Genomic DNA, 26,326 nt, shown 5'->3' with positions numbered 1-26,326 from the left:
CGTGAACCACCGCAAATCCATGCTGTCCGCCGCCGTCACCGCCGCGCTGTGCATCGCGGCACAGGCACACGCTCAGACCACGCCGGACGCGCAGGAACGCGCGACCGAGCTCGACACCATCGTCGTCACCGGCATCCGCGCGAGCCTGGAGAAGTCGCTCGATACCAAGCGCTACAACGACACGATCTCCGAGGCGATCACCGCCGAGGACATCGGCGAATTCCCGAGCACCAACGTCGCCGAGGCGATGTCGCAGATCCCCGGCGTGTCGCTCGACCGCCGCTTCGGCCAGGGCGAGCGCGTCAGCATCGACGGCACCGACCCGAGCCTCAACCTGACCTTCCTCGACGGGCATCCGGTCGCGCAGGCGATCTGGCTCTACGGCGAGCAGCCCAACCGCGGCTTCGACTACACCCTCCTCGCCCCGGAAATCCTCGGCCGGCTGGAGGTCATCAAGTCCTCCGAGGCGCGGCTGCCGGAAGGCAGCCTCGGCGGCACGGTGCTGATGCACACCCGCCAGCCGCTCGACCTGGAGGCCAACTCGGTCGCCGGCTCGGTCGGCTACAACTACAGCGACCAGGCCAGCGAGGGGAAACCCTCGGCCTCGCTGCTCTACAGCTGGAAGAATCCGGCCGAGACCTTCGGCGTGGCGGTCTCCGCGCAGCACTACGAGGAGCGCGTCGACCGCCGGGGCCTGGAGGTGTTCGGCTACGCGCCGGCGTCCTCCTTCCCCAACGTCGCCGACCAGATCGCCGCCGGCGGGCTCGATCCCGACGCGCAGGTCCCGAACTCGATCAACGCCGCCTGGTTCCAGCAGGACCGCGAGCGCGACAGCGCGGTGGTGAACCTGCAGCTCAAGCCCAGCGACGCGCTCGAGTTCAACCTCAGCGGCCTCTACATCCGCGAGAACTTCGACAACTACAACCAGTCGCTCTACAGCTTCCTGACCTGGAACGACGGCACCCGCGCCGCCGTCGACGAACTGGTGCAGGGCCCGGACGGCGTGGTGACCGGCGGCCACTCGACCGCCAGCGACGTGCCCGGCGGCGGCACCGTGATCTACGACAACAACGTGCGCGAGTCCGAGGTCACCACCAAGGGCATCGACCTGCGCGGCAGCTTCAACGGCGAGGGCTGGGGCATGTCCGGCCAGATCGGCCGCTCCGAGTCCGAGAACAGGGACCTGGCGCAGTTCTTCATCGAGCCGGTCTACAACGGCGGCTTCAGCTGGGACATCGACCGCGGCCTGCAGTTCGACGACGTCGAGGCCTCGCGCGATCCGGCCAACTGGGGCGCGACCGGCTGGCTCGGCAACAACGGCATCTTCTCGACCGAAAGCGAGGACGAGTACGGCCAGCTCGACTTCAACGTGAAGTTCGACAGCGTGTTCAACCAGCTGCGCTTCGGCGTGCGCCGCGCCAGGCACGAGGAGAGCTTCGCGCTCAACGTCTACGGCGGCGTCGCCGTCGGCACCCTCGCCGACGTCGGCACCATCGGCTACACCGACATCGACGGCTTCCACCCGAGCCACGGCCAGCACATCGAGGTCGGCCGCGACAACGTGCTCGACTGGATCCGCAACAGCCCGGTGGACTACGACAACCCGGATCCGGCCAGCTACCTCAACAACACCTGGGCGCTGGAGCAGACCAACACCGCGGGCTACGCGCAGTTCGACTTCGGAAGCGACCTGTTCCGCGGCAACGTCGGCCTGCGCTACGTGAAGTCCGAGACCGACGGCAGCGGCTTCGTCTACAGCGGCACGCCGACCCTCGACGACCTCGACAGCAAGTGGCAGACGCGCAGCAAGGACGAGGACTTCTGGCTGCCCTCGCTCAACGTCGTGCTCGACAACGGCGGCGACGTGCTCTACCGCTTCGCCGCGGCCAAGGTCATCGCCTGGGCACCGTACAACCAGATGGTGAACAACACCTTCCTCAACGACACCCAGCTCACCGGCAGCGGCGGCAACGCCGACCTGTCGCCGTACGAATCGACCAACTTCAACGTCTCGGCCGAGTGGTACTTCGCCGACGAGGCGGTGCTGGCGGCGTCGGTGTTCTACAAGGACATCTCCAACTACATCGACTCGAGCGCCACGATCGAGCGCCAGTACAACTCGATCCGCGACAACGACCCCGCCGCGTGGGCGGCGCTGGTCGGCAGCAACGGCTGCACCGCGGACGGCTACTGCGACTACAGCATCCAGCGCCCGCGCAACGCCGGCGACGGCGAGGTCAAGGGCTTCAACCTGAGCTACCAGCAGCCCTTCGGCGACACCGGCTTCGGCCTCACCGCGAACTACACCTATGCCGACGGCGAGAACAACACCGGCGATCCGCTGCCCTACCAGTCCGAGAACAGCGTTGCGCTGAGCCCCTACTACGAGATGGGACCCTTCAGCGGCCGCCTGACCTACAACTGGCGCAGCCACTACCTGGCCGGCGGCTACGTGGCCGGTGCGGCGCCGGCCAGCGTCGACGACTACGCCGAGCTCGGCGCGAGCTTCGGCTGGACCTTCAACGACAACCTGTCGCTGTCGCTGGACGCGATGAACCTGCTCGACGAGGAGTACTTCCAGTACCTCGGCGAGAAGAGCCTGCCGGCGGGCAGGTACAAGTCCGGCCGCCGCTACATGGCCTCGCTGCAGTTCAAGTTCTGATCCGTACCACCGCACCGCCACGACGGGCCTGGACTTCCAGGCCCGTCGCGTTTGCAGGCCCGACCGGAGTCCACCCGATGCGCCCGTCCCGACTCGTCCTCGCCTTCTGCCTCGGCTGTCTCGCCAGCGCCGCCGCGTCCGGCGCCGCGCCAACCCGCATGCCGGCGCTCATCCCCATGCCCGCGCGGGTCGAGCTCGGTGGCGGCCGCGTGGCGGTGGATCCCGCCCGCCTCCGCGCCGAGGGTGCGGAGGCGGAGCGGGTCGCGGCCTTCTTCTCCGACCTGCTGCGCCGCAGCGGCCAGGCCGACGCCGCGCCCGGGGCCGGCGCCACGATCACCTTCACCCTCGCACCCGCGGCCGACGGGCCCCGCGAGGGTTACCGGCTGCATGCCGACGCAGCCGGCGTGCGCGTCGAGGCGGCCACCGAGGCGGGGCTCTTCTACGGCGCGGTGACCCTCTGGCAGCTCCTCGATGCCGAGGGCCGGATGCCGGCGGTGGCGATCGAGGACGCGCCGCGCTTCGCCTGGCGCGGGCTGATGCTGGACTCGGCGCGCCACCTGCAGTCGGTCGAGGAGATCAAGTCCCTGCTCGACGCGATGGCGCTGCACAAGCTCAACGTCTTCCACTGGCACCTGACCGACGACCAGGGCTGGCGGATCGAGATCAGGCGCTACCCGCGCCTGACCGAGGTCGGCGGCTGCCGCATCCCCGCCGGCGACGGCGGCCGCGACCCCGCGACCGGCACGCCGCGCCCCTACTGCGGCTGGTACACGCAGGACCAGGTCCGCGAGGTCGTGGCCTACGCGAGCGCGCGCCACATCACCGTGGTCCCGGAGATCGAGATGCCGGGGCATGCGCAGGCCGCGGTCGCCGCCTACCCCGCGCTCGGCAGCGTCGCCGGACCGACCGCGGTGTCCAGCGACTGGGGCGTGCATCCCTACCTGTTCAACGTCGAGGAGGAGACGCTGGCCTTCCTCGAGAACGTGCTGGCCGAGGTGATCGAACTCTTTCCCGGGCGCTACATCCATGTCGGCGGCGACGAGGCGTTCAAGCGGCAGTGGGAGAACTCGCCGGCCGTGCAGGCGCGGATGCGCGCGCTCGGGGTCGAGGACGAGACGGCGCTGCAGAGCTGGTTCATGGCCCGGATCGAGCGCTTCCTCGTCGCCCACGAGCGGCGCCTGATCGGCTGGGACGAGATCCTGGAAGGCGGCCTTCCGGCCGAGGCGACGGTGATGTCCTGGCGCGGCACCGAGGGCGGCATCGAGGCGGCAGAACAGGGCCACGACGTGGTCATGGCACCGTCGTCCGAGCTCTACCTCGACTACCTGCAGACCGACCTGCCGGGCGAGCCGCCGGGCCGGCCGTCGATCATCGACCTGCAGCAGGTCTACGCCTTCGAGCCGGTGCCCGCCGCCCTGTCGGCCGCGGAGGCGCGGCACATCGTCGGCGTGCAGGCCAATACCTGGACCGAGCACCTGCGCAGCTTCGATCGCGTGCAGCACGCGATGTTCCCGCGCGCCGCGGCGCTGGCCGAGGTGGCCTGGTCGCCGAAGGACGAGCGCGACTTCGCCGCCTTCCGCGCACGCCTGCCGGCCCAGCTCGAACGCTACCGCGCCCTCGGCCTCGGCTACGCGCACACGCCGTTCTCGGTGCGCGTCGAGGTCGACGACCGCGATGCCGACGCGGCCCGGGTGCGGCTGTCGAACCCGCTCGGCTTCGAGGACATCCGCTACACCCTCGACGGCAGCGCGCCGGACGCGGATTCGCGCCGCTACACCGGCGCGTTCGACCTCGCCCCGCCGGCGGAGCTGCGCGCGGCGGTGTTCGACCAGGGTTCGCCGCTCGCGCCGCCGGTGGCGCGGCGCATCGACGCCGCGAGCCGCCTGCGGCGCGACGAGGAGCACCTGGCCATGTGCAGCGACAGCCTGACGCTGCGCCTGGAGGACGACGGCCCCGCGGACGGGCCGCGGGCGATCTTCAACGTCGACATCTTCGACCCGTGCTGGGAGTGGAAGGACGCGCCGCTCGCCGAGGCCCGCGCCGTGCGCGTGCGCGCCGGCCGCATCCCCTACTACTTCCAGCTGGCGCAGGACGAGGGCAATCGTCGCGTCCGCCCGGCCGCGACCGAACATGGCGAGCTGCAGCTGCACGCCGGCTGCGACGGCCCGGAGCTCGCGCGCATCGCGCTGCCGGCCGGGCCCGCTGCCGACGGCTTCGCCACGCTCGAGACGGCGCTGCCGGCCGGCACCGGGAGCGGCGACCTGTGCCTGTTCTTCACCGGCGACACCCGACCGACGATATGGGTGCTCGACCGGGTGGAGCTGGTCCCCGGACGCTGAGTTCAGCCGCGCCGGGACTCCCGGCGCAGGGCGACGCCTGCGGCGAGCAGGAACCAGCCGAAATACAGCGCCAGGGTCAGCCGTTCGGCGGCGCCCGGGGCGTCGACGAAGGCCGGCACCAGCACGCCCGCGGGCCAGACCACGGCGAGCACGAAGGCCGCCACCAGTGCGGGACCCAGGACGGTCAGCGCGCGCCAGCCGGCGCGGAAGCGCGTGCTGGCGGAAACCAGCAACGCGCCGGGCGCGAAGGCGACCAGGGCGAACGCATGGCTCGCCGCGTGCAGCCGCGCGGCCGCGCCGTAGGCGTCGTCGGCGGGAAACGGCAGCACCCCGCGCGCGGCGAAGGCGGTGCCCGAGAACGCGAGCATCCACAGGCCGATCCGTCCTGCGGAGCCGACGCCATCGCGCGCGAGCGGCGCGCCCAGCGCCCATGCGGACGCCACCAGCAGCAGGCCCGGCAGGAGCAGGCCGGCGAGATTCCACGCGCCCGCGAACGCCGCGCCGGGGCTGCCCAGGAGCGCGATGGCGTGGCGTGCGTGGTCGTAGCCGGGCGTAAGCGCGGCCACCGTCAGCAACGCGACCGGGAAGAGGAGCGGCGCAGCGATGCCGGCCCACAGCAGGCGGTCGCGAAGGGAGCGGGAAGGCATGCGCGCGAGGCTACGCCGCCGTCGGCTTGATTTCGACCGGCGCGGCACAATGTGCAGTGCGATCCTCGCTACGGACCCGACCATGCAAGCCACTCCGACCGCCGCTTCCGCCCACGTCTTCGACGCCACCGCCGCCGCCTTCCAGGCCGAGGTGCTGCAGAAGTCGATGCAGGTTCCGGTGCTGGTCGATTTCTGGGCGACCTGGTGCGGGCCGTGCAAATCGCTGACGCCGCTGCTGGAGAAGCTCGCTGCGGAGTACAACGGCGCCTTCCTGCTGGCCAAGGTCGACGTCGACAAGGAGCAGGAACTTGCCGGCGCCTTCCAGATCCGCTCGGTGCCGACGGTGATGCTGGTCAAGGACGGGCAGCTGGTGGACGGCTTCCCCGGCGCGCTGCCGGAGGGCCAGCTGCGCGAGTTCCTCGCCCACCACGGCGTCCAGCCCGGCGCGCCGGCGCAGGAGGCGGTCGAGCCCGAGACGGTGGCCGTCGACCCGCATGCCGAGGTCGTGCGGCTGAAGGAGGCGGTGGCCGCCGAGCCGGACCGCGACGAGCTCAAGCTCGACCTCGCCCTGGCGCTGTTGCGCACCGGCGCGGCGAGCGAGGCGGAAGTCCTGCTCGACGCCCTGCCCGCCAACCTCGCCACCGACGACCGCGCGGTGCAGGCGCGTGCGCGCCTGGGCTTCGCCGCGCTGCTGCAGGACGCGCCGTCGCTGGCCGACACCGAGGCCGCGCTGGCCGCGGATCCCGGCGACCTGTGTGCCCTGCACCGCCGCGGCGCGCACCGCCTGGTCGCCGGCGACAGCGAAGGCGCACTGCAGGACTTCCTGGAGATGCTGACCCGCGACCGCAACTTCGACGAGGGCCTGCCGCGCAAGGCGCTGATCGACGCGTTCCGCGTCATCGACGACGCGCAGCTGGTATCGACCTACCGGCGCCGGATGTCCTCGCTGCTGTTCTGAGGCGCCGCACGCGCCGGACGGGTGACTCCATCCATACGTCAGCGTATTGTCTCGCCTCCCGCAGGCGAGACGCACGATGAAAGGCAGCACCCTCAAGCGCTTCATGAACCTGTGGCCGCCGTTCCTGTTCAGCGGCGTGCGCGTGCGTGCGCTGTCCGACGACCTGCGCCACGCCCGCGTCGAGCTGCGCCAGCGCTGGTACAACCGCAACTACGTCGGCACCCACTTCGGCGGCACGCTGTTCGCGATGACCGACCCGTTCTGGATGATCATGGTCCTGAAGAACCTGGGCCGCGACTACATGGTGTGGGACCGCGCGGGCAGCATCGAATTCCTGAAGCCCGGGCGCGGCACGGTCGCTGCCACCTTCGACCTCGAAGAGGCCACCCTCGCTGCCCTGCGCGAGGCCGCGGCGGGCGGCGAGAAGGTGCTGCACTGGTTCGACACCGAGATCCGCGACACCCAGGGCGACGTGGTCGCACAGGTGCGCAAGCAGGTCTACGTGCGGCGCAAGCGTCCCAAGCAGACCGCCGGGCCGCCGGCCGATGCCGTTCACATCGCTGACTGACGTCTCGCAGACATCGCGCCGGAAGCCTGCCGTATCCTTCGCGGCCAGCCGTTGACCGCTGCCGCATGCACGACGCGCCCGCCTCCACCATCACCCCGCTCCGCGCCCCGGGACCGCCGGTCATCGCGGGCTACCGCCTGCTGCGCCCGCTCGGCGCCGGTGGCATGGCGTCGGTGTGGCTGGCCGAGCAGGAATCGCTCGAGCGCGAGGTGGCGATCAAGATCATCTCCCGCGACGCGCTCAGCGACGAGGTCGCACGGCAGCGCTTCGAGGACGAGGCGCGGACCATCGCGCGGCTCCAGCATCCGGCGATCGTCGCCATCCACGAAGTCGGCCGCACCGCCGACGGGCTGAGCTTCTACGCCATGCCCTACCTGGCGGGCGGCGACCTGACCCGGCGCGACCTCGGCCGCGATCCGGCGCGGATCGCGGCGATCCTGCGCCCGCTGCTGGACGCGCTGGGCTATGCGCATGCGCGCGGCGTCGTGCATCGCGACGTCAAGGCGGAGAACGTGCTGTTCGACACCGATGGCCGCCCGCAGCTCACCGACTTCGGCATCGCCCTGGCGCGCCGCGACATCTCGCGCATCAGCACCAGCGGCCGCATCACCAGCGCCGGGCTCGCCGTCGGCAGCGCCGCGACCATGGCACCGGAACAGGCCCGCGGCGATGCCGTGGACGGCCGCGCCGACCTCTACAGCGTCGGCGTGCTCGCCTACGAACTGCTGACCGGCGAGGCGCCCTATCGTGCCGACGACCCGCTCGCGCTGGCCCTGAAGCATGCGCAGGCGCCGATTCCGCGCCTGCCGCAGGCACAGCGCGCCTGGCAGCGGGTGATCGACTGCGCCCTGGCGAAGGCCCCGGAAGCGCGCTATCCGGACGCCGCGGCGATGCTGGCGGACATCGAGCGCATCGCCGCCGACCGCGGCGGCACCGGCCGGCGCGTCCCACGCACCGCGCTGGCCGCCGCCGCCGCGCTGGCGCTGCTGGCGCTGGGCGCGTTCTGGTTCGGCACCCGCCCGCCCTCCTTCTCCGCGCCCGCACCATCCCTTGCCGGTACCACGGCGGCAGCGCTGCCGCCCGCCACGGAGCAGCCGGGCGACGCCGACACCGCGGCCGAGGCCGAGGCGCGCTTCGCGGCCTTCGAGGAGCAGCTCGCCAACGATCGCCTGACCCGCCAGCCCGGCGACAACGCCGCCGAGTCGCTCTATGCCGCATGGCAGCAGGCGCCTTCGGATCCGCGCGTCACCGATGGCCTCGAACGCCTCCTCGAACGGCTTGCCATCCACGTCGACAGCTACACCCGCCAGGGCGCCGACGGCGAGGTCAAGGATGCGTTCGCGCGTGCCCGCGCGCTGGCGGTCGGCACCGGCAACGGCGCCGGCGACGCCTGGCGACGCTTCAAGGCGCATGTCGCCGAGGCGCTGGAACAGCGCCTGGCGACCGCGATCGGCGACTGGAACCGTGCCGGCGCGGAGACCGCGGCCGCGCTGATGCGCGAGCTCGACCTCCCGCACCCGGAGCTCCAGGACGTGGTCGCACGCATCGATGCACTGCCGCGCCGCGGTGATGCGCTGCGCGACCCGGGCGGTCCGGAGCTGCGCTTCGTGCTGCCGGGCGCGCCCGCGCTGGCGGTCATGCGCGACGAGGTCACCCGCGGCGAATACGCCCGGTTCGTGCGCGCCACCGGGCGCAGCGACGGCCCGTGTCCGAACAGCAGCGGCTTCAGCCTGTTCGACCGGCGCAGCTGGCGCGATCCGGGCTTCGAGCAGGACGCCACCCATCCGGTGGTGTGCGTGAGCTGGACCGATGCGCACGACTATGCGGCCTGGCTCAGCGCGCGCACCGGCCACGCCTACCGCCTGCCCACGCTGGCCGAATGGCGGCAGCTGCTGCCGCAGGTCGCGGCGCGGGCGGCCGGCTGGGAGGGGACCCGCGCCGTCGGCAGCGCCAGCAGCGGCGCCCATGGCGTGCGCGACGTCGCCGGCAACGTCGCCGAGTGGCTCGCCGACGGCAGCGGCGCCACCAGGCTCGCCGCCGGCCGCTCCTGGCGCGACGACGGCGGCATCGCGATCGACTGGAGCGCAGCGCAGGAAGCCGACCGCGGCTACGACGACGTCGGTTTCCGCCTCGTGCGGGAGTACGGTGCGCACGAACGCGGCCTGCAGACCGCCGCCAACTGAGGCGTCGGCGCCGCGCCGGGCATCGCTCCGGGCAGCGACTCGGGAATTTTCCTACCCCACCCGATCCCGAACTCCGACGGCGCCCGCCGCGCCGCGGCGGCACCCTATGCGGCCCCCGCTGCCCGGTCGACGAACCGGCCGGCTGCCACGGATGGCGGCGTGCACACCCCGGGATGCCATGCCGGCAGAGGGGCCTCTTTCCTTTCCGCAAGCGCAGTCGATGAAGGCATCCCGCTGTTACGACGTGATCCCCGCGAACGAATCCGGATGGCAGGTCCACGTCGACGGGCTCCGCGCCGGCGAACGCTTCCGCACCCGCGATGCGGCCATCGTCGCCGCCTCGGCGCAGGCCCGCTACGAATTCCGCATGACCGGTGCGAGCACCGCGGTGCGTGTGCTCTACGGTCTCGACGACCTGCGCGTGGAGCGCATCTACACCGTCGGGCACGCCCTGACCCGCCCCACATGACGCCCTGCGTTTGCTGCGAACGCACATCGATCGTCTCCGATCGGTTCATCGCGTGCGCTCCGCGCATGCCACCATGTCGCCCACCTGACATCGAGGGGACATTCATGCGTCGCGCCATCCTGAGCCTTGCCCTTTCCTCCGCGTTCCTCGTCGCCGGCCCGCTGCTCGCCCAGGAGGCGACACCGGTCGGCGTCTGGAAGAGCATCGACGACTCCACCGGCGAACCGAAGGCGCTGATCCAGATCAGCGAGCAGGACGGCCAGCTGCAGGGCCGCATCGTCAAGCTGTTCCGCAAGCCCGGCGAGGATCCCGATCCCGTGTGCGACGAGTGCACCGACCAGCGCAAGGGCCAGAAGATCGTCGGCATGACCATCCTCACCGGCCTCCAGCGCGAGGGCGAGGAGTGGACCGGCGGCATGATCCTCGACCCGAAGAACGGCAAGGTCTACAAGGCCAAGGCCGAACTCGAGGAGGGCGGCGACGTGCTCAAGGTGCGCGGCTACCTCGGCTTCTCGCTGCTGGGCCGCACCCAGGAATGGCAGCGCCAGCCGGAGAGCGCGGCCGACGGCGCCTGAGAGCAGGCATCCAGGCTGCGGATGCGAAGGGCGTGCAGCGATGCACGCCCTTCGTCCTTGCGGGCGCTCAGTGCCGCAGCTGGAGCGGGATGCGCCTGGCGTCCCGCTCCGGATCCTCGTCGCGGGGCGCCGCCGGCGGACCGGGGTGCGCCGCGCAGTGCGGGGAGCAGTCGCTGCATCCGCTCGCGCAGCCGGGTGCGTTCGCCTCGGCATGCCATCCCGCACCGATGCGCCGCAGCCATGCCGGCCGTCGCGGACGATCCAGGAAGCGCCCCAGCGGCGCGCGCAGCCAGGTCCGCGGGAGCCAGCGCAGGAGCAGGGCGAACAGGCACGCCGCCACCACCGCGCCGACCAGCAGCGCTTCGACCACGGCGTAGAGCGCACCACCCTGCACGGTCAGCCTCCCAGCGCCGCGGCGATCTGGTAGGTCGCGAGCGAGGCCAGATAGGCCAGGCCGAACAGATAGCCGGCGCTGATCGCGACATAGCGCCAGGAGTTCGTCTCACGGCGGATCGTGGCCAGCGTCGACAGGCACTGCGGCGCGAACACGAACCAGACCAGCAGCGACAGCGCGGTGGCCAGCGTCCACTGGTCGGCGATGAGCGGGCCGAGCTGCGCGGCGATCGCGTCGTCGGAGCCGGACATCGAGTACACCGTGCCCAGCGCGGCCACCGCCACCTCGCGCGCGGCCAGGCCGGGGATGAGCGCGATGCAGATCTGCCAGTTGAAGCCGATCGGCGCGAACAGCGGCTGCATGAAGTGGCCGATGCGGCCGGCGAAGCTGTAGTCGATCGCGGGCCCGGTGGCGCCGTCGGGCGGCGCGGGGAAACTCGCCAGGAACCACAGCACCACGGTCAGGATCAGGATGATCCCGCCGACGCGCTTGACGAAGATCATGCCGCGCTCGTACAGGCCGCGCAGCAGGTCGCCCGGATGCGGCAGCCGGTAGGACGGCAGCTCCATCAGCAGCGAGTGCTCGCTCTTGTCGCGCCGCATCCACTTGATCACCAGCGCCACCACCAGCGCGCTGACGATGCCGAACACGTACAGTCCGAACAGCACGATCCCCTGCAGGTTGAACAGCCCCCACACGCTGCGCTCGGGGATGAAGGCGGCGATCAGCAGCGCGTACACCGGCAGGCGCGCCGAACAGGTCATCAGCGGCGCGACCAGGATCGTGGTGAGCCGGTCGCGCGGGTCGGCGATGGTGCGCGCGGCCATGATCCCGGGAATGGCGCAGGCGAAGCTCGACAGCAGCGGGATGAAGGCGCGCCCGGTCAGGCCGGCCTTGAACATCAGCCGGTCGAGCAGGAACGCGGCCCGCGGCAGGTAGCCCGACTCCTCCAGCGCGAGGATGAAGAGGAACAGGATCAGGATCTGCGGCAGGAACACGAGCACGCCGCCGATGCCGGCGAAGATGCCGTCGACCAGCAGGCTCTTCAGCACCCCGTCGGGCAGCGCCTGGGTGGTCCACGCGCCGAGCGCGCCGATGCCGCCCTCGATCGCCTCCATCAGCGGCTCGGCCCAGGCGAACACCGCCTGGAACATGAAGAACAGCAGCGCGGCGAGCAGCAGCGGACCGGCCACCGGATGCAGCACCACGCGATCGATGCCGGCATCGACCGTCTCCCGGACGGCGGGCGTGCGCACGCTGCGCGCCAGGATCGAGCGGACCTCGGCGTGCAGGTCCGCATCCTGCGCCGGCGCCGCGGGCACCGCGGCCGCTTCGACGTCGAGCCGGGCGAGCAGGCCGTCGGCGCCATTGCGGCGGATCGCCACCGTCTCCACCACCGGCACGCCCAGGGCCCCCGCCAGCGCCGCGGTGTCGATCTCCAGACCGCGCCGACGCGCCAGGTCGACCATGTTCAGCGCCACCAGCATCGGCCGGCCGAGCCGCGCGAGCTCGAGCACGAAGCGCAGGTGCAGGCGCAGGTTGGTGGCATCGACCACCGCGACGAGCAGCTCCGGCTGCGCCGTGTCCGCGCGCCGGCCGAGGCAGACGTCGCGGGTGATCGCCTCGTCCGGGCTGGTCGCCTCGAGGCTGTAGGCGCCGGGCAGGTCCAGGACCAGCACGCTGCGGCCGCCCGGCGTCTGCAGCCGGCCCTCCTTGCGCTCGACGGTCACGCCGGCGTAGTTGGCGACCTTCTGGCGGCTGCCGGTCAGGCGGTTGAAGAGCGCGGTCTTGCCGCAGTTGGGGTTGCCGACGAGGGCAATGCGCAGCGGGTCCACGGATGCATTCATGCCGCCACCGCCTCGGTCACGCGGACCCGCGCCGCCTCGGCGCGCCGCAGCGCGAAGCGGGTGGTGCCGATGCTGACCACGATGGGGTCGCCGCCGAACGGCGCCACCGCGACCACGCGCACCGCCTCGCCCGGCACGAAGCCGAGCTCGCGCAGGCGCCGCGCGATCGCATCGCCCGGCGCCGCGTCCAGGGAGTCCACCACGGCCGGCACGTTCCGGCGCAGCTGCGCAAGGGTCATGGGAGCAGGTACGAATGAGAACAAGTCTCGAATTGTAGACCTTATCGTCGCCCCTGCCTGCCCTGCCGTCCTTCGCCGCCGAAGACGCAGCATTCCGGCGCGGACCGACGGCGCGGCCGGCGCTGGCATCATGCGCCGATGCATGCGCTCCCGCCGCCGATGAGCCCCGAGCAGGCCGAACGCGCCTGGCGCGACGGCCTCGCGCGCTTCGCCCGGGACGAAGAGCCGGCGCAGGCGCTCGCCCTCATCGCCGCCGCGGCCGGAGCCGGATTCGCCGCGGCGCAGCGCGATCTCGGCCGCCTCCTGCTCCACGGCGTCGCCGGCTCCGCCGAGCCGGAAGCGGGCCGGGCGTGGCTCGCCCGCGCCGCGGAGGCCGGCGATGCCGCCGCCCGCTTCACCCTCGCCACCCTGGCCCTGGGCAGCCTCGGCGACGCGCCCGATACGGCACGGGCAGCCGAGCTGCTGACGCAGGCCGCAGGTGCGGGTCATCCGGCGGCGCTGCGCGGTATCGCAGTGATGCTCGGACGCAGCGCCGACGCGACCGCGCAGGCGCACTCCACGCGCTGCCTGGAGGCCGCGGCCGGCGCAGGCGACCCGATCGGCCAGGCCCTGCTCGTCGAACGCCTGTTCCGCGGCCACGGCTGCGCGCCGGACCGCGATCGCGCCCAGGCCCTGGCCCGTGCGCTCGCGACCGGCTCGGCGGCGCCGCTGCGGCCGCCCCCCGGCAGGCCGCCGGCGTCGACCGCGCTCATCGCCCGGCATCTCGAATCGGCGCTCGCGCCGCCACCGGTCGAGGCGCGGCTGCATCCGTCGCAGCCGCGCGTGCATGTCGCCCGCGGCGCGCTCTCGCCCGAGGAGGCGCACCTGCTGATGCTGCTCGGCGCGCCGCACCTGCACCGCTCGGCGACCGTGGATCCGGGCACGGGCGCACGCCTGGAAGCGCCGCTGCGCACCAGCCACGACGCCAGCTTCGATCCGCTGATCGAGGATATCGGCCTCGTCGCCGTGCAGCAGCGCATGGCCGCGTTTGCCGGCCTGCCGCTCGGCAATGCCGAGCCGCTGATCCTGCTGCGCTACCGTCCCGGCGAGGAATACCGCCCGCACCGCGACTACCTCCCGCCCAGCCGCGTGGTGCCGCTTCAGGCAGGCGGCGCCGGCCAGCGCGCGGCCACCGTCATCGCCTACCTGCGCGCGCCGGCGGCCGGTGGCGCGACGGTCTTCCCCGACCTGGACATCCGGCTTCCGGTCGCGCCGGGGGCGATGCTGCTGTTCGACAACCTCGATGCCGCCGGCGATCCCGATCCGCGCACCCTGCACGCCGGCGAGCCGGTCCTGCGCGGGGAGAAGTGGGTCGCGACCCTGTGGATCCGGCAGGGCCGCCAGCGCTGAACGCGTCGAGGAACTAGAGCGCGCGGTGCACGGCCTCGCCGAACAGCGGCGTGTGGTGGGCGCAGTCGTTGAGGCGCACCACGTCGAGATGCTCCACGTCCGGGCCTTCGAGCAGGTTGATCGTCGTCGGTGCCTGCCGGAACGCCCACAGCCGCGACAGCGGCAGGCCGAGGACGCGGCACAGGATCGCGCGGTTGACCGCATCGTGCGCCACGACCAGGACCGTCTCGTCCGCGCCGATGCCCTCGACCGCACGCGCCAGCCCGCGCCAGGAACGCTCGGCCACGACCGGCATCGATTCGCCGCCGCCCGGCATCTGCACGGTGTCCGGCGCCACCCGCCACGCCTCCAGGCGGTCGGGGTCGAGCGCCCGGATCTCGGCGGCGAGCTTGCCTTCCCAGTCGCCGTGGCCGATCTCGATCAGGTCGGCGTCGGCGGCCAGCAGGCTGGCGCGCGCCTCGCCCAGGGCGAGCTGCGCGGTGCGCTGCGCCCGCGACAGCGGCGAGGCCACCGCGTGGTCGATGGTGACGCCGGCGAGGCGCTCGCCCAGCGCGCGTGCCTGGCGCTCGCCCACCTCCGACAGCGGGATGTCGGTCTGCCCCTGGTAGCGACCTTCGGCGTTCCACGGCGTCTCGCCGTGCCGGGCGAGGATCACGCGCATGCGCAGGCTCCGCGGCGGGACGGACGGGACGTGGGACGGCTCGGGCGCATGCTTGGGGATCCCCGGATGGCGGCAAACCCGCCGGACTCTAGCAGAGCCGGTCGCGCGGCCATGACCTCCGACACCCTTCCGCCGCCTCGGCGCCGCCTACAGTGACGCGTTCGCGCACTGCGCGTCCTCGACTGCCCTTCTGGCCGGAGCCACCGAACCCGTGAACGCCCGTTCCCTCAAGCCGCTCGCCCTCAGCCTCGCCGTCGCCTTCGCGGTGTCGGCCTGCAACGGCGACGATGCCGCCACCACCGAATCCGCCGCCACCGGCGCCGGAGACGCTCCCGCGGCGACTTCCGCCGCGCCCGCCGCCGAATCCCTGCCGCCGCTGGCACGCTTCGAGGTCGCGGACCTCGATACCTCGAAGAACGTCTGCGACGACCTCGACGCCTTCGTCAACGCCAAGTGGCTCGCGGCCAACCCGGTGCCGGGCGACCGCACCAGCTGGGGCAGCTTCGAGATGCTCGACGAGCGCGCGAAGGCGGTCACCCGCGGCCTCGCCGAGGACGCCGCGGCCAACGGCGACAGCGGCGTGGAGAAGCTGGTCGGCGACTTCTGGGCCAGCGGCATGGACGAGGCCAGCATCGAGCAGGCCGGCCTGGCCCCGATCCAGCCACTGCTGTCCGACATCGAGGCGCTGGACTCGCAGGAGGCCATCGCCGGCTTCCTGCGCGACGCCCACGCGCGCGGCCAGGGCCTGCTGTTCGGCTTCGGCCCCGAGGCCGACTTCAAGAACCCGGACATGAACATCGCCTACGCCGCACCCGCCGGCCTGGGCCTGCCGGACAAGACCTACTACTTCGACGAGGACAAGTCCGACAAGCGCGCCGCCTACGTCGACCACATCGCCCGGGTGCTGGAACTGACCGGCGTCGCCGCCGACGCGGCCCGCACGCAGGCCGAGGCGGTGATGGCGTTCGAGACGCGCCTGGCCGAGGCCTCGAAGTCGACCGAGGAGATGTCGCGCGACGTCTCGCTCTACTACCACCCGGTCAGCGTGGCCGAGGCCGACGCGCTGACGCCGAACTTCGAGTGGTCGACGTTCTTCGAATCGCAGGGCGTCGAGGCGCCGGAGACGTTCTCGCTGGCGGTGCCCGGCTTCCACCAGGAGGTCAGCGAGATGCTCGCCGAGGTCGATCCGGCCGACTGGCGCGCCTACCTGCGCTTCCACGCCGTCGACGCGCTCTCGCCCTACCTGCCGGAGGCCTTCGCGCAGGAGAACTTCGCCTTCTACGGCCGTGCGCTCGCCGGCCAGCAGGAGATCGAGCCGCGCTGGAAGCGCGTGCTGGATGCGGTCGAGGGCAACGTCGGCGAGGCCATGGGCCAGCTCTACGTCCGCGAGAACTTCCCGCCGGAGTCGAAGGCGCGGATGGAGGAGCTGGTCGGCAACCTGCGCGGGGCGCTCAAGGCGCACATCCAGAACCTCGACTGGATGAGCGAGGAGACCAAGCAGAAGGCGCTGGCAAAATGGGAAAGCTTCACGCCCAAGATCGGCTACCCGGAGAAGTGGCGCGACTGGTCGGGCCTGGACACCTCGCGCGACAGCTACGTCGCCAACAAGCTCGCCGCCGACCGCTTCAACTATCAGTGGGCGCTGTCGAAGATCGGCGAGCCGGTGGACCGCACCGAGTGGGGCATGACCCCGCAGACGGTCAACGCCTACTACAACCCGCTGGCCAACGAGATCGTGTTCCCCGCGGCCATCCTGCAGCCGCCGTTCTTCGATGCCGAGGCCGACGACGCCTTCAACTACGGCGGTATCGGCGCGGTCATCGGCCACGAGATGACCCACGGCTACGACGACCAGGGCAGCCGCTTCGGGCCCAGCGGTGCGTTCGAGAACTGGTGGACCGAGGCCGACGCGCAGGGCTTCCAGGCCCGCACCGGCAAGCTGGTGCGCCAGTTCGACGAGTACGTCGCGATCGACGACGAGCACGTCAACGGCAACCTGACCCTGGGCGAGAACATCGCCGATCTCGGCGGGCTGGCGGTCGCCTACGACGCGATGAAGGGGGCGCAGGGCGAGGACTTCGCCGACCCGATGACCGACGGCTACAGCCAGGACCAGCGCTTCTTCATCAACTGGGCCACGGTCTGGCGCCGCAACTTCACCGACGACGCGCTGAAGATGCGGCTCAAGACCGATCCGCACGCGCCGGCCAACTTCCGCGCGATCGGCGCGCCCTCGAACCTGCCGGCATTCGCCGCCGCGTTCGAGTGCAAGCCGGGCGACGCGATGGTCCGTAGCGGCGACGCCCGCGTCGTGATCTGGTAGGCCGGCAGCACCTGCGTCGCCCGAACGGCCCGGCATCCGCCGGGCCGTTCCCGTTTCCGGCGTGAAGTGCCTGCGCCGGCGGTGCGTGCGCGCGATGCCTGCGATTACACTGCCGCGGCTCACCACGGACCTCTTTCGCGCATGCCCCGTCGCCACCCGCTCGCCCTCGCCGTCCTCCTCGGCGCCACCGCGCTGTCCTCCGCCTCCGCCGCGCTCGCGCAGGCCGCGCAGGCGCCTGCCGCTCCTGCGGCCTGCGTCGACTTCTACGGCCACGTCAACCAGGCCTGGCTCGCGGCCAACCCGCTGCCCCCGGGCGCGGAGGCGTTCGGCCAGCTCGACCAGCTCAACGCACGGGCGCTGGAACAGCAGCGCGAGATCCTGAACTCGGCGATGACCGCGCCGCAGACCCCGCGCCAGCGCCTGCTCGGCGACTTCTGGGCCAGTGGCCTCGACACCGCCGCGATCGAGGCCGCCGGCGCCGCCGCGATCCAGCCGCTGCTGGCGAAGGTCGATGCGGTGAAGCGGCCCGGCGACCTGGGCGAGGTGGTGGGCGAGCTGCACGCGGCCGGCGTGCCGGTGCTGTTCAACTTCGCCGCCGACATCGACCTCAAGGACTTCTCGCGCACCGTCGGCTACGCCAGCCAGGGCGGCCTCGGCCTGCCCGATCCCGACTACTACACCCGGACCGACGCCGACGCGCAGGCCCTGCTCGGCCGCTACCGCGCCTACGTCGAGGCCATCCTCGCCGCGATGGGCACGCGCGAGGCCGAGCTGGGCGCGAAGTCCGGCACCATCCTGCAGGTCGAGATCCTGCTCGCCCGCGCCTCCACCCGGCTCGACGACCTGCGCGACCCGCGCGCGGCCTACAACATGGTGGGCGTGCGCGAGCTCAGGAAGTCCTATCCGAACCTGGGCTTCAAGGACTTCCTCGACGCGCAGGACGTCTCCGCCGACAGCATCTCGGTGGCGCAGCCCGGGTTCTTCGAGCAGCTCGACGCGCTGCTCGCCTCGGTGCCGCTGGAACAGTGGCAGCTCTACCTGCGCTACCAGGTCGCCAGCAGCATGGCGCCGTACATGGGCGACGCCTTCCTCTCGCCCTACCTCGAGCTCTACGGCCACGTGCTGCGCGGCGCCGAGCGCGCGCCGCCGCGCGAGGTCCTGCTGATGGACTACGTGATCAACCCCACCCTCGGCGAGCTGGTGGGCGAGGAGTACGTCGAGCGGTTCCTGTCGCCGGCGGCGCGCGAGGCAGGGGACCGCATCGGCGCGGGCCTGAAGACGGCGCTGGGCGAGTCCATCGACGCCGCCAACTGGCTCGGGGACGACGCCAAGGCCGAGGCGCGCGCCAAGCTCGAGGCGCTGGACATCGAGATCGGCGCGCCGCAGCAGCGGCGGATCGACTTCTCGGCGCTGCAGTTCGACCGCGCCCGGTTCGCCGCCAACGTGCTGGCGGTGGCCGCCGAGCGCCATCGCCAGGAGATGGCCAGGATCGGCAAGGACGACGCGGCGGAACGGCGCTGGCCGACCCTGCCCCAGGTCCCCGACGTGTCGTACATCCTCGACGAGAACCGCCTGGTGGTGACCGCCGCGATGATGCAGCCGCCGGTGTTCGACGCCGCCGGCGACGCCGCCTCCAACTACGGTGCGCTCGGCGCGCTGATGGGCAACCAGATGGCGCACGCCTTCGACGCCGTCGGCAACTACGTCGACAGCAGGCATCAGCTGCGGCAGTGGTGGTCCGAGGCCGATCGCACCGCCTGGGACCAGCGCACCAAGGCCCTGGTCGCGCAGTACGACGCCTTCAGTCCCGAGGCCGGCCTGCGCGTGCGCGGCGCGCAGACGCGCGAGGAGAACGCGGCCGATCTGGCCGGGCTGGAAATCGCCCTGGATGCCTGGCGCGCGGCCGAACCGCAGGCCGACGCCGCCGCGACCCAGCGCTTCTTCGAGGGCTGGGCCCGGCTCTGGGCGCAGCACATCACCCCGGGCGAGCTGAAGCTGCGCCTGGCCACCGACGTGCACGCCCCGGCGCAGTACCGCGTCAACGGGCCGCTGGCCAACCTCCCGGCGTTCGGCGAGGCCTTCCAGTGCAGCGCCGGGCAGCCGATGGTGACGGCCGAGCCGGCAGGCATCTGGCACTGAGTCGGCAGCGGGCCGCGCGCCCGCCGCCGAGGGGCGACTTCCGGCCCGGAGATCGCCCCGCACCGTCGCGGAATCCCGCCCCGTGGCCGCGACGGGGCACTACAATGGCGGGATGACTTCCTTCGTTCCGGGCCAGCGCTGGTCGAGCGCGGCCGAGCCCGAGCTGGGCCTGGGCACCGTGCTGCGCCTGATGGGGCGCAGCGTGCAGATCGTCTTCACCGGCAGCGGCGAGATCCGCCAGTACGCCCTGACGGGAGCGCCGCTGATACGCGCGGAGTTCCGCTCCGGCGAACGCGTCTGGGTCGACGGCCGCGAGCGCACGGTCGAGACCGTCGAGGAACGCGACGGCCTGTTCGTCTACCGCATCGAGGGCGACGAGGTGCACGAGGGGGCGCTCGATGCCGAGCAACCTCTGGCGCTCGCCGACCGCCGCCTGCTCGCGGGCCAGGTCGACCGCAACGACCGCTTCGAATTCCGCGTGGAGGCGCTCGAACAGCGCGCCCGCGCGCAGGCGGATCCGGGCTTCGGCGTGCTCGGCGCGCGCGTCGATCTCATTCCCCACCAGCTGCGCATCGCCGAGCTCGCCGCCGCACGGCGCCCGGTGCGCCTGCTGCTGGCCGACGAGGTCGGCCTCGGCAAGACCATCGAAGCCTGCCTGATCGCCGCGCAGCAGCTCGCCAGCGGGCGCGCCCGCCGCGTGCTGGTGCTCACCCCCGACAGCTTGGTCAACCAGTGGTTCGTCGAGCTGGTACGCCGCTTCAACCTCGCCTTCGCGGTGTTCGACGCCGAGCGCTGCGCGGCGCTCGAGGCCGCCGCGCCGGGCACCAACCCCTTCGAGGACGCGCAATGCGTGCTCGCCAGCGTCGACTGGCTGGCCCGCGACGCCGCGCGCGCCGAGGCCGCGACCGCTGCCGGCTGGGACCTGCTGCTGGTCGACGAGGCCCACCACCTCGCCTGGTCGCCGGACGGCGCGAGCGCGGGCTACCGCCTGGTCGAGCGCCTCGCCGCGGCGACGCCCGGCGTGCTGCTGCTGACCGCGACGCCCGAGCAGCTCGGCCAGGCCGGCCATTTCGCGCGGCTGCGCCTGCTCGACCCGGCCCGCTACGCCGAGCTGGACGCCTTCGTCGCCGAGCAGGCGGAGTGGGTCGCGCTCTCGGCGCTGGTCGAGCGCATCGTCGAGGGCGCGGCACCCGACGCCACCCAGCGTGCGCTGCTGGCCCGCCTGCTGCAGCAGGATGCGGCGGCCGTGGACGCCCGGCTGCAGACGGCGGCCGGCGACGCCGCGGCGCGCGAGGAACTGCTGGACGCACTGATCGACCGCCATGGCACCGGCCGCGTGATGGTGCGCAACCGCCGCGCCGCGGTCGGCGGCTTCCCGCGGCGCGTCGCCCACCTGGAGACGCTGCCGGCGGGCGACGATGGCGCGGCCGCCGCGCGCCTGCGCGAGGAGTTCGAGGCCGACGCCGGCCGCCGCGCCGAGACCGCTGCCGACTACGCGCGCGACCCGCGCACCGACTGGCTGCTGCGCACCCTCGAGGAGCTCGCGCCCGCCAAGGTGCTGGTCCTGTGCCGCACCCGCGCCCGCGTGCAGGCATTGGAGGAGATGCTGCGCACGCGCGCCGACCTCGCGGTGGCCCGTTTCCACGACGACATGAGCCTGCTGCAGCGCGACCGCAATGCGGCCTGGTTCGCCGAGCCCGATGGCGCGCGCGTGCTGCTGGCGTCCGAGGTCGGGGCGGAGGGCCGCAACTTCCAGTTCGCGCAGCACCTGCTGTTCTGGGACCTGCCGCTGGACCCGGACGTGCTCGAGCAGCGCATCGGCCGCCTCGACCGCATCGGCCAGCGCGGCGACGTGCACCTGCACGCCGCCGCCGTCGCCGGCAGCCCGCAGGCCTGCCTGCTGCGCTGGTATCACGAGGCGCTCGACGCCTTCACCGCACCGGTCGCCGACGGACGCGAACTGGCCCGGCGCTACGGGCACGCCCTCGTCGGGCAGGCGCTCGACGCCGGCGGCGACGCCTTCGAGGCGCTCGTCGCCGACACCCGCGCGACGCACGCCGAGCTCGCCGAGGCGATCGCCCGCGGCCGCGACCGGCTGCTGGAGCTCGCCAGCCAGCGCGGCGCCGAGGCCGGCGCCCTGCTGCAGGCGGTGGCCGACGCCGACGCCGGATCGGCGGACGACGACTACCCGCTACGCCTGCTGGAACAGTTCGGCGTCCAGCACGAGCCCCTGGGCGGCGCGCAGTGGCTGCTCGATCCCGAGTACGTCACCGTCGATGGCCTGCCCGAGCTCGCCGCGGGCAAGCGCCAGGCGACCTTCGACCGCGCGCTCGCGCTGGCCCGCGACGACCTGCTGTTCCTGCGTCCCGACCATCCGCTGGTGCTCGCCGCGCAGGACCTGCTGCTCTCCGGCGACGGCGGCAATGCCGCCTTCCTGGTCGACGCCACGCTGCCGCCGCGCAGCGCGGTGCTGGAAGCGGTCTACGTGCTCGAGTGCGTGGCGCCGCGTGCGCTGGCGATCGAGCGCCTGCTGCCGCCGACGCCGCTGCGCGCGGCCGTCGACACGCGCCTGGCGGTGCGGTCGGAGTTCGCGCCGTCGGACGTGGCCCGCCTGCGCGCCGGCGACCGCGACATCGACCTCTCGCCCTACCGCAAGGCACTCACGACCCTGGTGCCGAAGATGCTCGACGGCGCGCACGCCGCCGTGCAGGAGCAGGTCGAGGCATGTATCGCAGGAGCGCTCGCGGTGGCGCAAGCGCGCTACGCGGCGGAACTGGAGCGCCTGCGCGCGCTGGCGCGCGTCAATCCCGCCGTGCATCCCGACGAGATCGCCGCGCTCGAGGCCGAGCGCGATGCCGTGCTGGCCGTCCTGCCTAACGCGCGACCGCGCCTCGACGCGCTGCGCCTGGTGGTCGGCGGCGACTTCCTCACCGCCCTGCGCGGACGCTGACGGAACCGGTCAGGGCGACTCGTCCCTGCGCAGGGAGACCGTCTGGTCGTCGAACTGCAGCGGCAGTCCGGCCCAGCGCAGCGGCTCCGCATCCGGATCCGGATCGAAGCGCACGCGCATCAGGGCGCGCCGCAGCCCGCGGGCGAAATCGGTATCGGGAAGGCTGTCCACCGTAAGCGCCTTCGCGATGCGTCCCTCGCGGTCCACGCCAACGATGTAGAGGGCGGCGCCCGGCTGGCCCATCCGCAGTTCAAGCGGTCGGGTCATCCGCAGTTGCACCGTCGGCTTCGAGCGGAACTCCATGCCGAGCGGCCCGCGCGCGACCTCCTCCAGGATGCCGGCGCGGATGCTGGCGTCACGGTCGGCGATGAAGCCGGCGAACAGGCCGCCGACGTGGTTCTCGTCGACCGGCCCCGTCGCCGCCAGCGCGGCGAAGCTCCGGGCCACGAGGCTGGCCGCATACGGCTGGCGCTCGCTGGCCGGATACTCGCGCAGCTCGGCGTCCACCCTCTCGTAGTGGGCGAACGCCTGCGTCCACACCATCCCGTCCAGCGGCTCGCCGGCCGCCAGATGCAGCTCGGCCATGCCCGCCATCGCCGGCACCTGGCCATGCACGGCGGCGTTGGCGAGATAGAGCCGGGCCTTGGCCGGGTCGCTCTCCACCTGCGCGGCGGGATGATCCATGCCGAGCCGATAGAGCGTGCCGACGTAGTACTGCGCGCGGGCATCGCCGCCGTCGGCCGCACGCCGCGCCGCGGCGAAGGCCTCGGCGCGGGCCTGCGGATCGGCGTCCGGATCGAACAGCCGTTCCGCGTCGTAGCACCGCTCGCCGGCGTCGCCCCCGCACTCCTCCGCGGCATGCACGGGCGCAGGCACCGACGTCAGGGCGAGACCGAGCCCGAGGCACGCCAGGGCCAGGAAGCGCGGAAGGCTGTTGTGCATGTCGACGTCCTTGTCTCGGGGGGCTCAGTGGAAGCGCCGCGGCCCGCGCGGCCGGAACGGCGGCTGGCCGCGCCAGTAGCGGATCAGCAGCCAGCCGAACAGCATGCCGCCCAGGTGGGCGAAGTGGGCGATGTTGCCGCCGGCCCCGGTGATGCCCATCAGGAAGGCGAGCGCGCCGAACACGATGACCAGGGTCCGCGCCTCCATCGGGATCGGCGGGAACAGCAGCATGACCCGCTGCCGGGGGAACAGCATGCCGTAGGCCAGCAGCAGGCCGTAGACGCCGCCGGAGGCGCCGACCGTGGGCAGGCCGGGCAGGCCCAGCAGCGCGGTCACGACCAGATGGGTGATGCCGGCGCCGACCACGCAGACGAAGTAGAAGGTCGCGAAGCGGCGGTTGCCCCAGGTGTACTCCAGCGGCGCGCCGAACATGAACAGCGCGAGCATGTTGAAGAACAGGTGGCCGAAGCTGCCGTGCAGGAAGGCATAGGTGACCAACTGCCAGGGCAGGAAGTTCGACTCCATCGCCATGCCGGAGACCAGCGGCCACAGCTCGAATCCGCGGAACATGCCGCCGGCGACCTGCTGCAGCAGGAAGACGATGACGTTGCTCCACAGCAGGGCCTGGGTGACGGGCGGGATGTTCTTGAACATGCGGCGGGCGCGGTCCGGTTTGTGAAGGGGCCGCGCCATCATAGCCGGCCGCCCGTGGGCGATTGCTGACGCGCCACTCAGTCGGCGCCGTCCCAGCCCCATACCGCGGCGTCCAGGTCCTCGCCGGGATCCGGCATGCGCACCCGACCCGCCTCGACGCGCACGCCCTCGGCGCGCAGGCGCCGGCACTGCTCGCGGAAGCCGCGGCTGCCCCCGGGGAAGGCGATGCGCCCGTCGGCGCGCAGCACCCGGTGCCAGGGCAGCTCCGGCTCCTCATGCTCGGCCAGGATGCGCGCGACCAGGCGCGCGTGGCGCGGATACCCGGCGCGGCGCGCGATGACGCCGTAGCCGGCGACGTGGCCGCGAGGAATGGCGCGGACGGCGGCGAGGATGCGCGCGCGCCGCAGCGCGGCGGCGGCATCGCACGACGCGCGCCGCCCGTTCATGGCCGCGCGGTCAGGCCCAGCCGGCCAGGCGCAGGCCGCGCACCAGCAGCCAGGCGACCAGCCCCGCCGCCGGCAGGGTCAGCACCCACGCCCACAGCATGCGTTCGACCACGCCCCACTTCACCGCGTTGAAGCGCTTGGCCGAGCCCACGCCCATGATCGCGGCGGAGATGTTGTGCGTGGTCGAGACCGGGATGCCCAGCGAGGAGGCGAAGGTGATCACCGAGGCCGCGCTGATCTCCGCGGCGAAGCCGTGGATGGGGTGAAGCTTGACCATCTTGTGGCCCAGCGTCTTGATGATCCGCCAGCCGCCGGCGGCGGTGCCCGCGGCCATCACCAGCGCGCAGGTGATCTTGATCCACAGGTCGATGTCACCGGAGGCCATGGCCTCCGGCGACGGGTGCAGGAAGGCCAGCAGCCACGGCAGGTCGTCCAGCGTGCCCGCGGCCTGGGCGCTGATCAGGGCCAGGGCGATGATGCCCATGGTCTTCTGCGCGTCGTTGAGGCCGTGGGCGAAGCCCATGTAGCCGGCGCTGGCGATCTGCGCCTTGCCGAAGAAGGCGTTGACCCAGCGCGGCCGCACCGCACGCGCCAGGCGCCGCCCGCCCCGCGCGCACAGCGCGATGAGCCCGAACAGCGCGCCCATCAGCACGAAGCCGGCGACGAAGCCCAGCACCGGCGAGGTGACCATCGGCACGATGACCTTCCACACGATGCCCTGGCTCCTGAACAGCGGATCGACCGGCACCGACCAGATGATGGCGTGCCAGTTGTTGTCGGCCGCGCCCAGCGCCGCCCCGCAGAGCCCGCCGATCAGCGCATGGCTGGAGGAGGACGGCAGCCCCAGCCACCAGGTGATCAGGTTCCAGACGATGCCGCCGAGCAGCGCGCACAGGATCACCTGCGAGGTCACCTCGACCACGCCGGTGTCGATCAGCCCGGAGGCGATGGTCTTGGCCACCGCGGTGCCGATCAGTGCGCCGATCAGGTTGGTCGCGGCGGCCAGGCCCACCGCCTGCATCGGCGAGAGCACCTTGGTCGCGACGACGGTGGCGATGGAGTTGGCCGTGTCGTGGAAGCCGTTGATGTACTCGAACACCAGGGCCGCCAGGATCACCAGGATCAGGAGCGTCAGCACGGGCGGCTCAGCTGTTCTTGAGGACGACGGTGTAGACGACGTTGCCGGCGTCGCGGCAACGGTCGATCGCCTTCTCCAGGAGCTCGAAGAGGTCGCGCCGCAGCAGGTAGCACAGCGGGTCCATCTCGTTGGTGTAGGTGTCGCGGTAGAGCTCGAGGATCAGCCGGTCGGCCTCGCCCTCGATCACCTGCAGGCGGTCGTTGAGCGCCTTCATGCGATCGATGTGCATGCCCTTGCGCAGCAGCGCGACCATTTCCTCGATCACGGTGCAGGCGCGCTCGAGCATCGCCGCGCGCGCGGTGAAGTCGACATCGCCGATGCGTTCGGAAACCAGCACCCAGCGCTCGGCGAACTTCTCCACGTGCTTGGGGATCTTGTAGAGCGCCGCCGACAGGCCCTCGATGTCCTCGCGCTCCAGCGGGGTCACGAAGGTGTCCACCAGCGCCAGGCTGATCTCGGCGGCGAGGTTCTTCTCTCGCTGCCGGGCCAGCTTGAACTGTTCCAGCGAACGCAGCTCGCTCGGCTGCGCGAGCAGTTCGCCGAGCGCCTGGGCGCTCTGGCGCGCCGCCTGCGCGCTCGCCTCGAGCAGGGTGTAGAAGCGGTCGCCCTTGCCGAACATGGCCTGGAGGGAAAACATGCGGTGCGGTCCCGTCGGGAAAGTCCAAGGCGCGGAATGTTACCGCGCTGCGACATGATCGCGGCAGTCCGGCCCGTCCCGACGAACGCGCGCGCGCCTGTGGCATAGTGCCGGCCGCAGCGAACGCCGCTGCTCCGCACCGGAGATCCCGTGCCGGCAAGACGCC

21 protein-coding genes are annotated in these 26,326 nt (G+C 72.4%); 11 read left to right on the top strand and 10 right to left on the bottom strand.

Going from position 1 to position 26,326, the window contains the following annotated elements; genetic code table 11:
* Nucleotides 1-19 precede the first annotated feature (19 nt).
* Nucleotides 20-2,662 carry a TonB-dependent receptor gene (locus KB893_RS03595; protein ID WP_213173484.1) on the top strand — a complete coding sequence of 881 codons (2,643 nt, stop codon included), beginning with the start codon at nt 20-22 and terminating at the stop codon, nt 2,660-2,662.
* A gap of 77 nt (nt 2,663-2,739) precedes the next feature.
* Nucleotides 2,740-5,001 carry a family 20 glycosylhydrolase gene (locus KB893_RS03590; RefSeq protein ID WP_211927733.1) on the top strand — a complete coding sequence of 754 codons (2,262 nt, stop codon included), beginning with the start codon at nt 2,740-2,742 and terminating at the stop codon, nt 4,999-5,001.
* 2 nt (nt 5,002-5,003) lie between these two features.
* Here the strand turns inward: KB893_RS03590 and KB893_RS03585 are convergent, their stop codons facing one another.
* A complete protein-coding gene (locus KB893_RS03585) occupies nt 5,004-5,648 on the bottom strand; it encodes a DUF998 domain-containing protein (RefSeq protein ID WP_211927734.1) in 645 nt (214 codons plus the stop codon).
* Nucleotides 5,649-5,730: 82 nt separating this feature from the next.
* On the opposite strand from KB893_RS03585, the gene trxA reads away from it, so the two are divergent.
* From trxA to KB893_RS03560, 5 genes are all read left to right on the top strand, one after another.
* Nucleotides 5,731-6,606 carry a thioredoxin gene (gene trxA / locus KB893_RS03580; protein WP_211927735.1) on the top strand — a complete coding sequence of 292 codons (876 nt, stop codon included), beginning with the start codon at nt 5,731-5,733 and terminating at the stop codon, nt 6,604-6,606.
* Between the two features lie 76 nt (nt 6,607-6,682).
* Nucleotides 6,683-7,174, top strand: coding sequence for a DUF4442 domain-containing protein (locus KB893_RS03575; RefSeq protein WP_211927736.1), 492 nt, complete (start codon nt 6,683-6,685; stop codon nt 7,172-7,174).
* Nucleotides 7,175-7,239: 65 nt separating this feature from the next.
* A complete protein-coding gene (locus KB893_RS03570; protein ID WP_213173442.1) occupies nt 7,240-9,357 on the top strand; it encodes a bifunctional serine/threonine-protein kinase/formylglycine-generating enzyme family protein in 2,118 nt (705 codons plus the stop codon).
* Nucleotides 9,358-9,577: 220 nt separating this feature from the next.
* Nucleotides 9,578-9,826: a DUF2188 domain-containing protein gene (locus tag KB893_RS03565; RefSeq protein ID WP_211927060.1), complete on the top strand. Its 249-nt coding sequence runs from the start codon at nt 9,578-9,580 to the stop codon at nt 9,824-9,826.
* 104 nt (nt 9,827-9,930) lie between these two features.
* A complete protein-coding gene (locus KB893_RS03560; RefSeq protein WP_211927059.1) occupies nt 9,931-10,401 on the top strand; it encodes a DUF2147 domain-containing protein in 471 nt (156 codons plus the stop codon).
* A 67-nt stretch (nt 10,402-10,468) separates the two neighbouring features.
* On the opposite strand, the gene KB893_RS03555 is transcribed toward KB893_RS03560, so the two are convergent.
* Genes KB893_RS03555 through KB893_RS03545 form a run of 3 tightly spaced genes read right to left on the bottom strand, consistent with a single transcriptional unit; the run spans nt 10,469 to nt 12,881 of the window.
* Entirely contained in the window at nt 10,469-10,795 is a 327-nt protein-coding gene (locus KB893_RS03555; RefSeq protein WP_211927058.1) for a DUF6587 family protein, read from the bottom strand.
* Between the two features lie 2 nt (nt 10,796-10,797).
* Nucleotides 10,798-12,642 carry a ferrous iron transport protein B gene (gene feoB / locus KB893_RS03550; RefSeq protein ID WP_211927057.1) on the bottom strand — a complete coding sequence of 615 codons (1,845 nt, stop codon included), beginning with the start codon at nt 12,640-12,642 and terminating at the stop codon, nt 10,798-10,800.
* Entirely contained in the window at nt 12,639-12,881 is a 243-nt protein-coding gene (locus tag KB893_RS03545) for a FeoA family protein (RefSeq protein ID WP_211927056.1), read from the bottom strand. Before KB893_RS03545 ends, feoB begins: the two co-directional genes overlap by 4 nt.
* Before the next feature lie 138 nt (nt 12,882-13,019).
* On the opposite strand from KB893_RS03545, the gene KB893_RS03540 reads away from it, so the two are divergent.
* On the top strand, nt 13,020-14,270 hold the full coding sequence (locus tag KB893_RS03540) for a 2OG-Fe(II) oxygenase (protein ID WP_211927055.1): 1,251 nt from the start codon (nt 13,020-13,022) through the stop codon (nt 14,268-14,270).
* Nucleotides 14,271-14,283: 13 nt separating this feature from the next.
* Here the strand turns inward: KB893_RS03540 and KB893_RS03535 are convergent, their stop codons facing one another.
* A complete protein-coding gene (locus KB893_RS03535; protein WP_211927054.1) occupies nt 14,284-14,931 on the bottom strand; it encodes a histidine phosphatase family protein in 648 nt (215 codons plus the stop codon).
* 211 nt (nt 14,932-15,142) lie between these two features.
* Between KB893_RS03535 and KB893_RS03530 the strand changes: the two genes are divergently transcribed.
* The 3 genes from KB893_RS03530 to rapA all read left to right on the top strand — a co-directional run bounded on the left by KB893_RS03530 (nt 15,143) and on the right by rapA (nt 22,343).
* Complete coding sequence (locus tag KB893_RS03530) at nt 15,143-17,254, top strand: M13 family metallopeptidase (RefSeq protein WP_211927053.1); 2,112 nt, start codon at nt 15,143-15,145, stop codon at nt 17,252-17,254.
* 141 nt (nt 17,255-17,395) lie between these two features.
* Nucleotides 17,396-19,393: a M13-type metalloendopeptidase gene (locus KB893_RS03525; RefSeq protein ID WP_211927052.1), complete on the top strand. Its 1,998-nt coding sequence runs from the start codon at nt 17,396-17,398 to the stop codon at nt 19,391-19,393.
* Between the two features lie 112 nt (nt 19,394-19,505).
* A complete protein-coding gene (gene rapA, locus KB893_RS03520) occupies nt 19,506-22,343 on the top strand; it encodes an RNA polymerase-associated protein RapA (protein ID WP_213173441.1) in 2,838 nt (945 codons plus the stop codon).
* A 9-nt stretch (nt 22,344-22,352) separates the two neighbouring features.
* Here the strand turns inward: rapA and KB893_RS03515 are convergent, their stop codons facing one another.
* The 5 genes from KB893_RS03515 to KB893_RS03495 form a co-directional block, all read right to left on the bottom strand.
* A complete protein-coding gene (locus KB893_RS03515) occupies nt 22,353-23,285 on the bottom strand; it encodes a hypothetical protein (RefSeq protein ID WP_211928045.1) in 933 nt (310 codons plus the stop codon).
* Between the two features lie 24 nt (nt 23,286-23,309).
* Complete coding sequence (locus KB893_RS03510; protein ID WP_211928046.1) at nt 23,310-23,939, bottom strand: rhomboid family intramembrane serine protease; 630 nt, start codon at nt 23,937-23,939, stop codon at nt 23,310-23,312.
* A gap of 77 nt (nt 23,940-24,016) precedes the next feature.
* A complete protein-coding gene (locus tag KB893_RS03505) occupies nt 24,017-24,385 on the bottom strand; it encodes an MGMT family protein (RefSeq protein WP_211928047.1) in 369 nt (122 codons plus the stop codon).
* Nucleotides 24,386-24,395: 10 nt separating this feature from the next.
* Nucleotides 24,396-25,523 carry an inorganic phosphate transporter gene (locus KB893_RS03500; RefSeq protein WP_213173440.1) on the bottom strand — a complete coding sequence of 376 codons (1,128 nt, stop codon included), beginning with the start codon at nt 25,521-25,523 and terminating at the stop codon, nt 24,396-24,398.
* 7 nt (nt 25,524-25,530) lie between these two features.
* Nucleotides 25,531-26,160: a DUF47 domain-containing protein gene (locus tag KB893_RS03495; RefSeq protein WP_211925572.1), complete on the bottom strand. Its 630-nt coding sequence runs from the start codon at nt 26,158-26,160 to the stop codon at nt 25,531-25,533.
* Nucleotides 26,161-26,326: the final 166 nt, after the last annotated feature.

It is taken from the genome of Coralloluteibacterium stylophorae, assembly GCF_018122625.2.
GTDB classification, from domain to species: domain Bacteria; phylum Pseudomonadota; class Gammaproteobacteria; order Xanthomonadales; family Xanthomonadaceae; genus Coralloluteibacterium; species Coralloluteibacterium stylophorae.
This window is presented reverse-complemented; position numbering and strand designations above follow the sequence as displayed.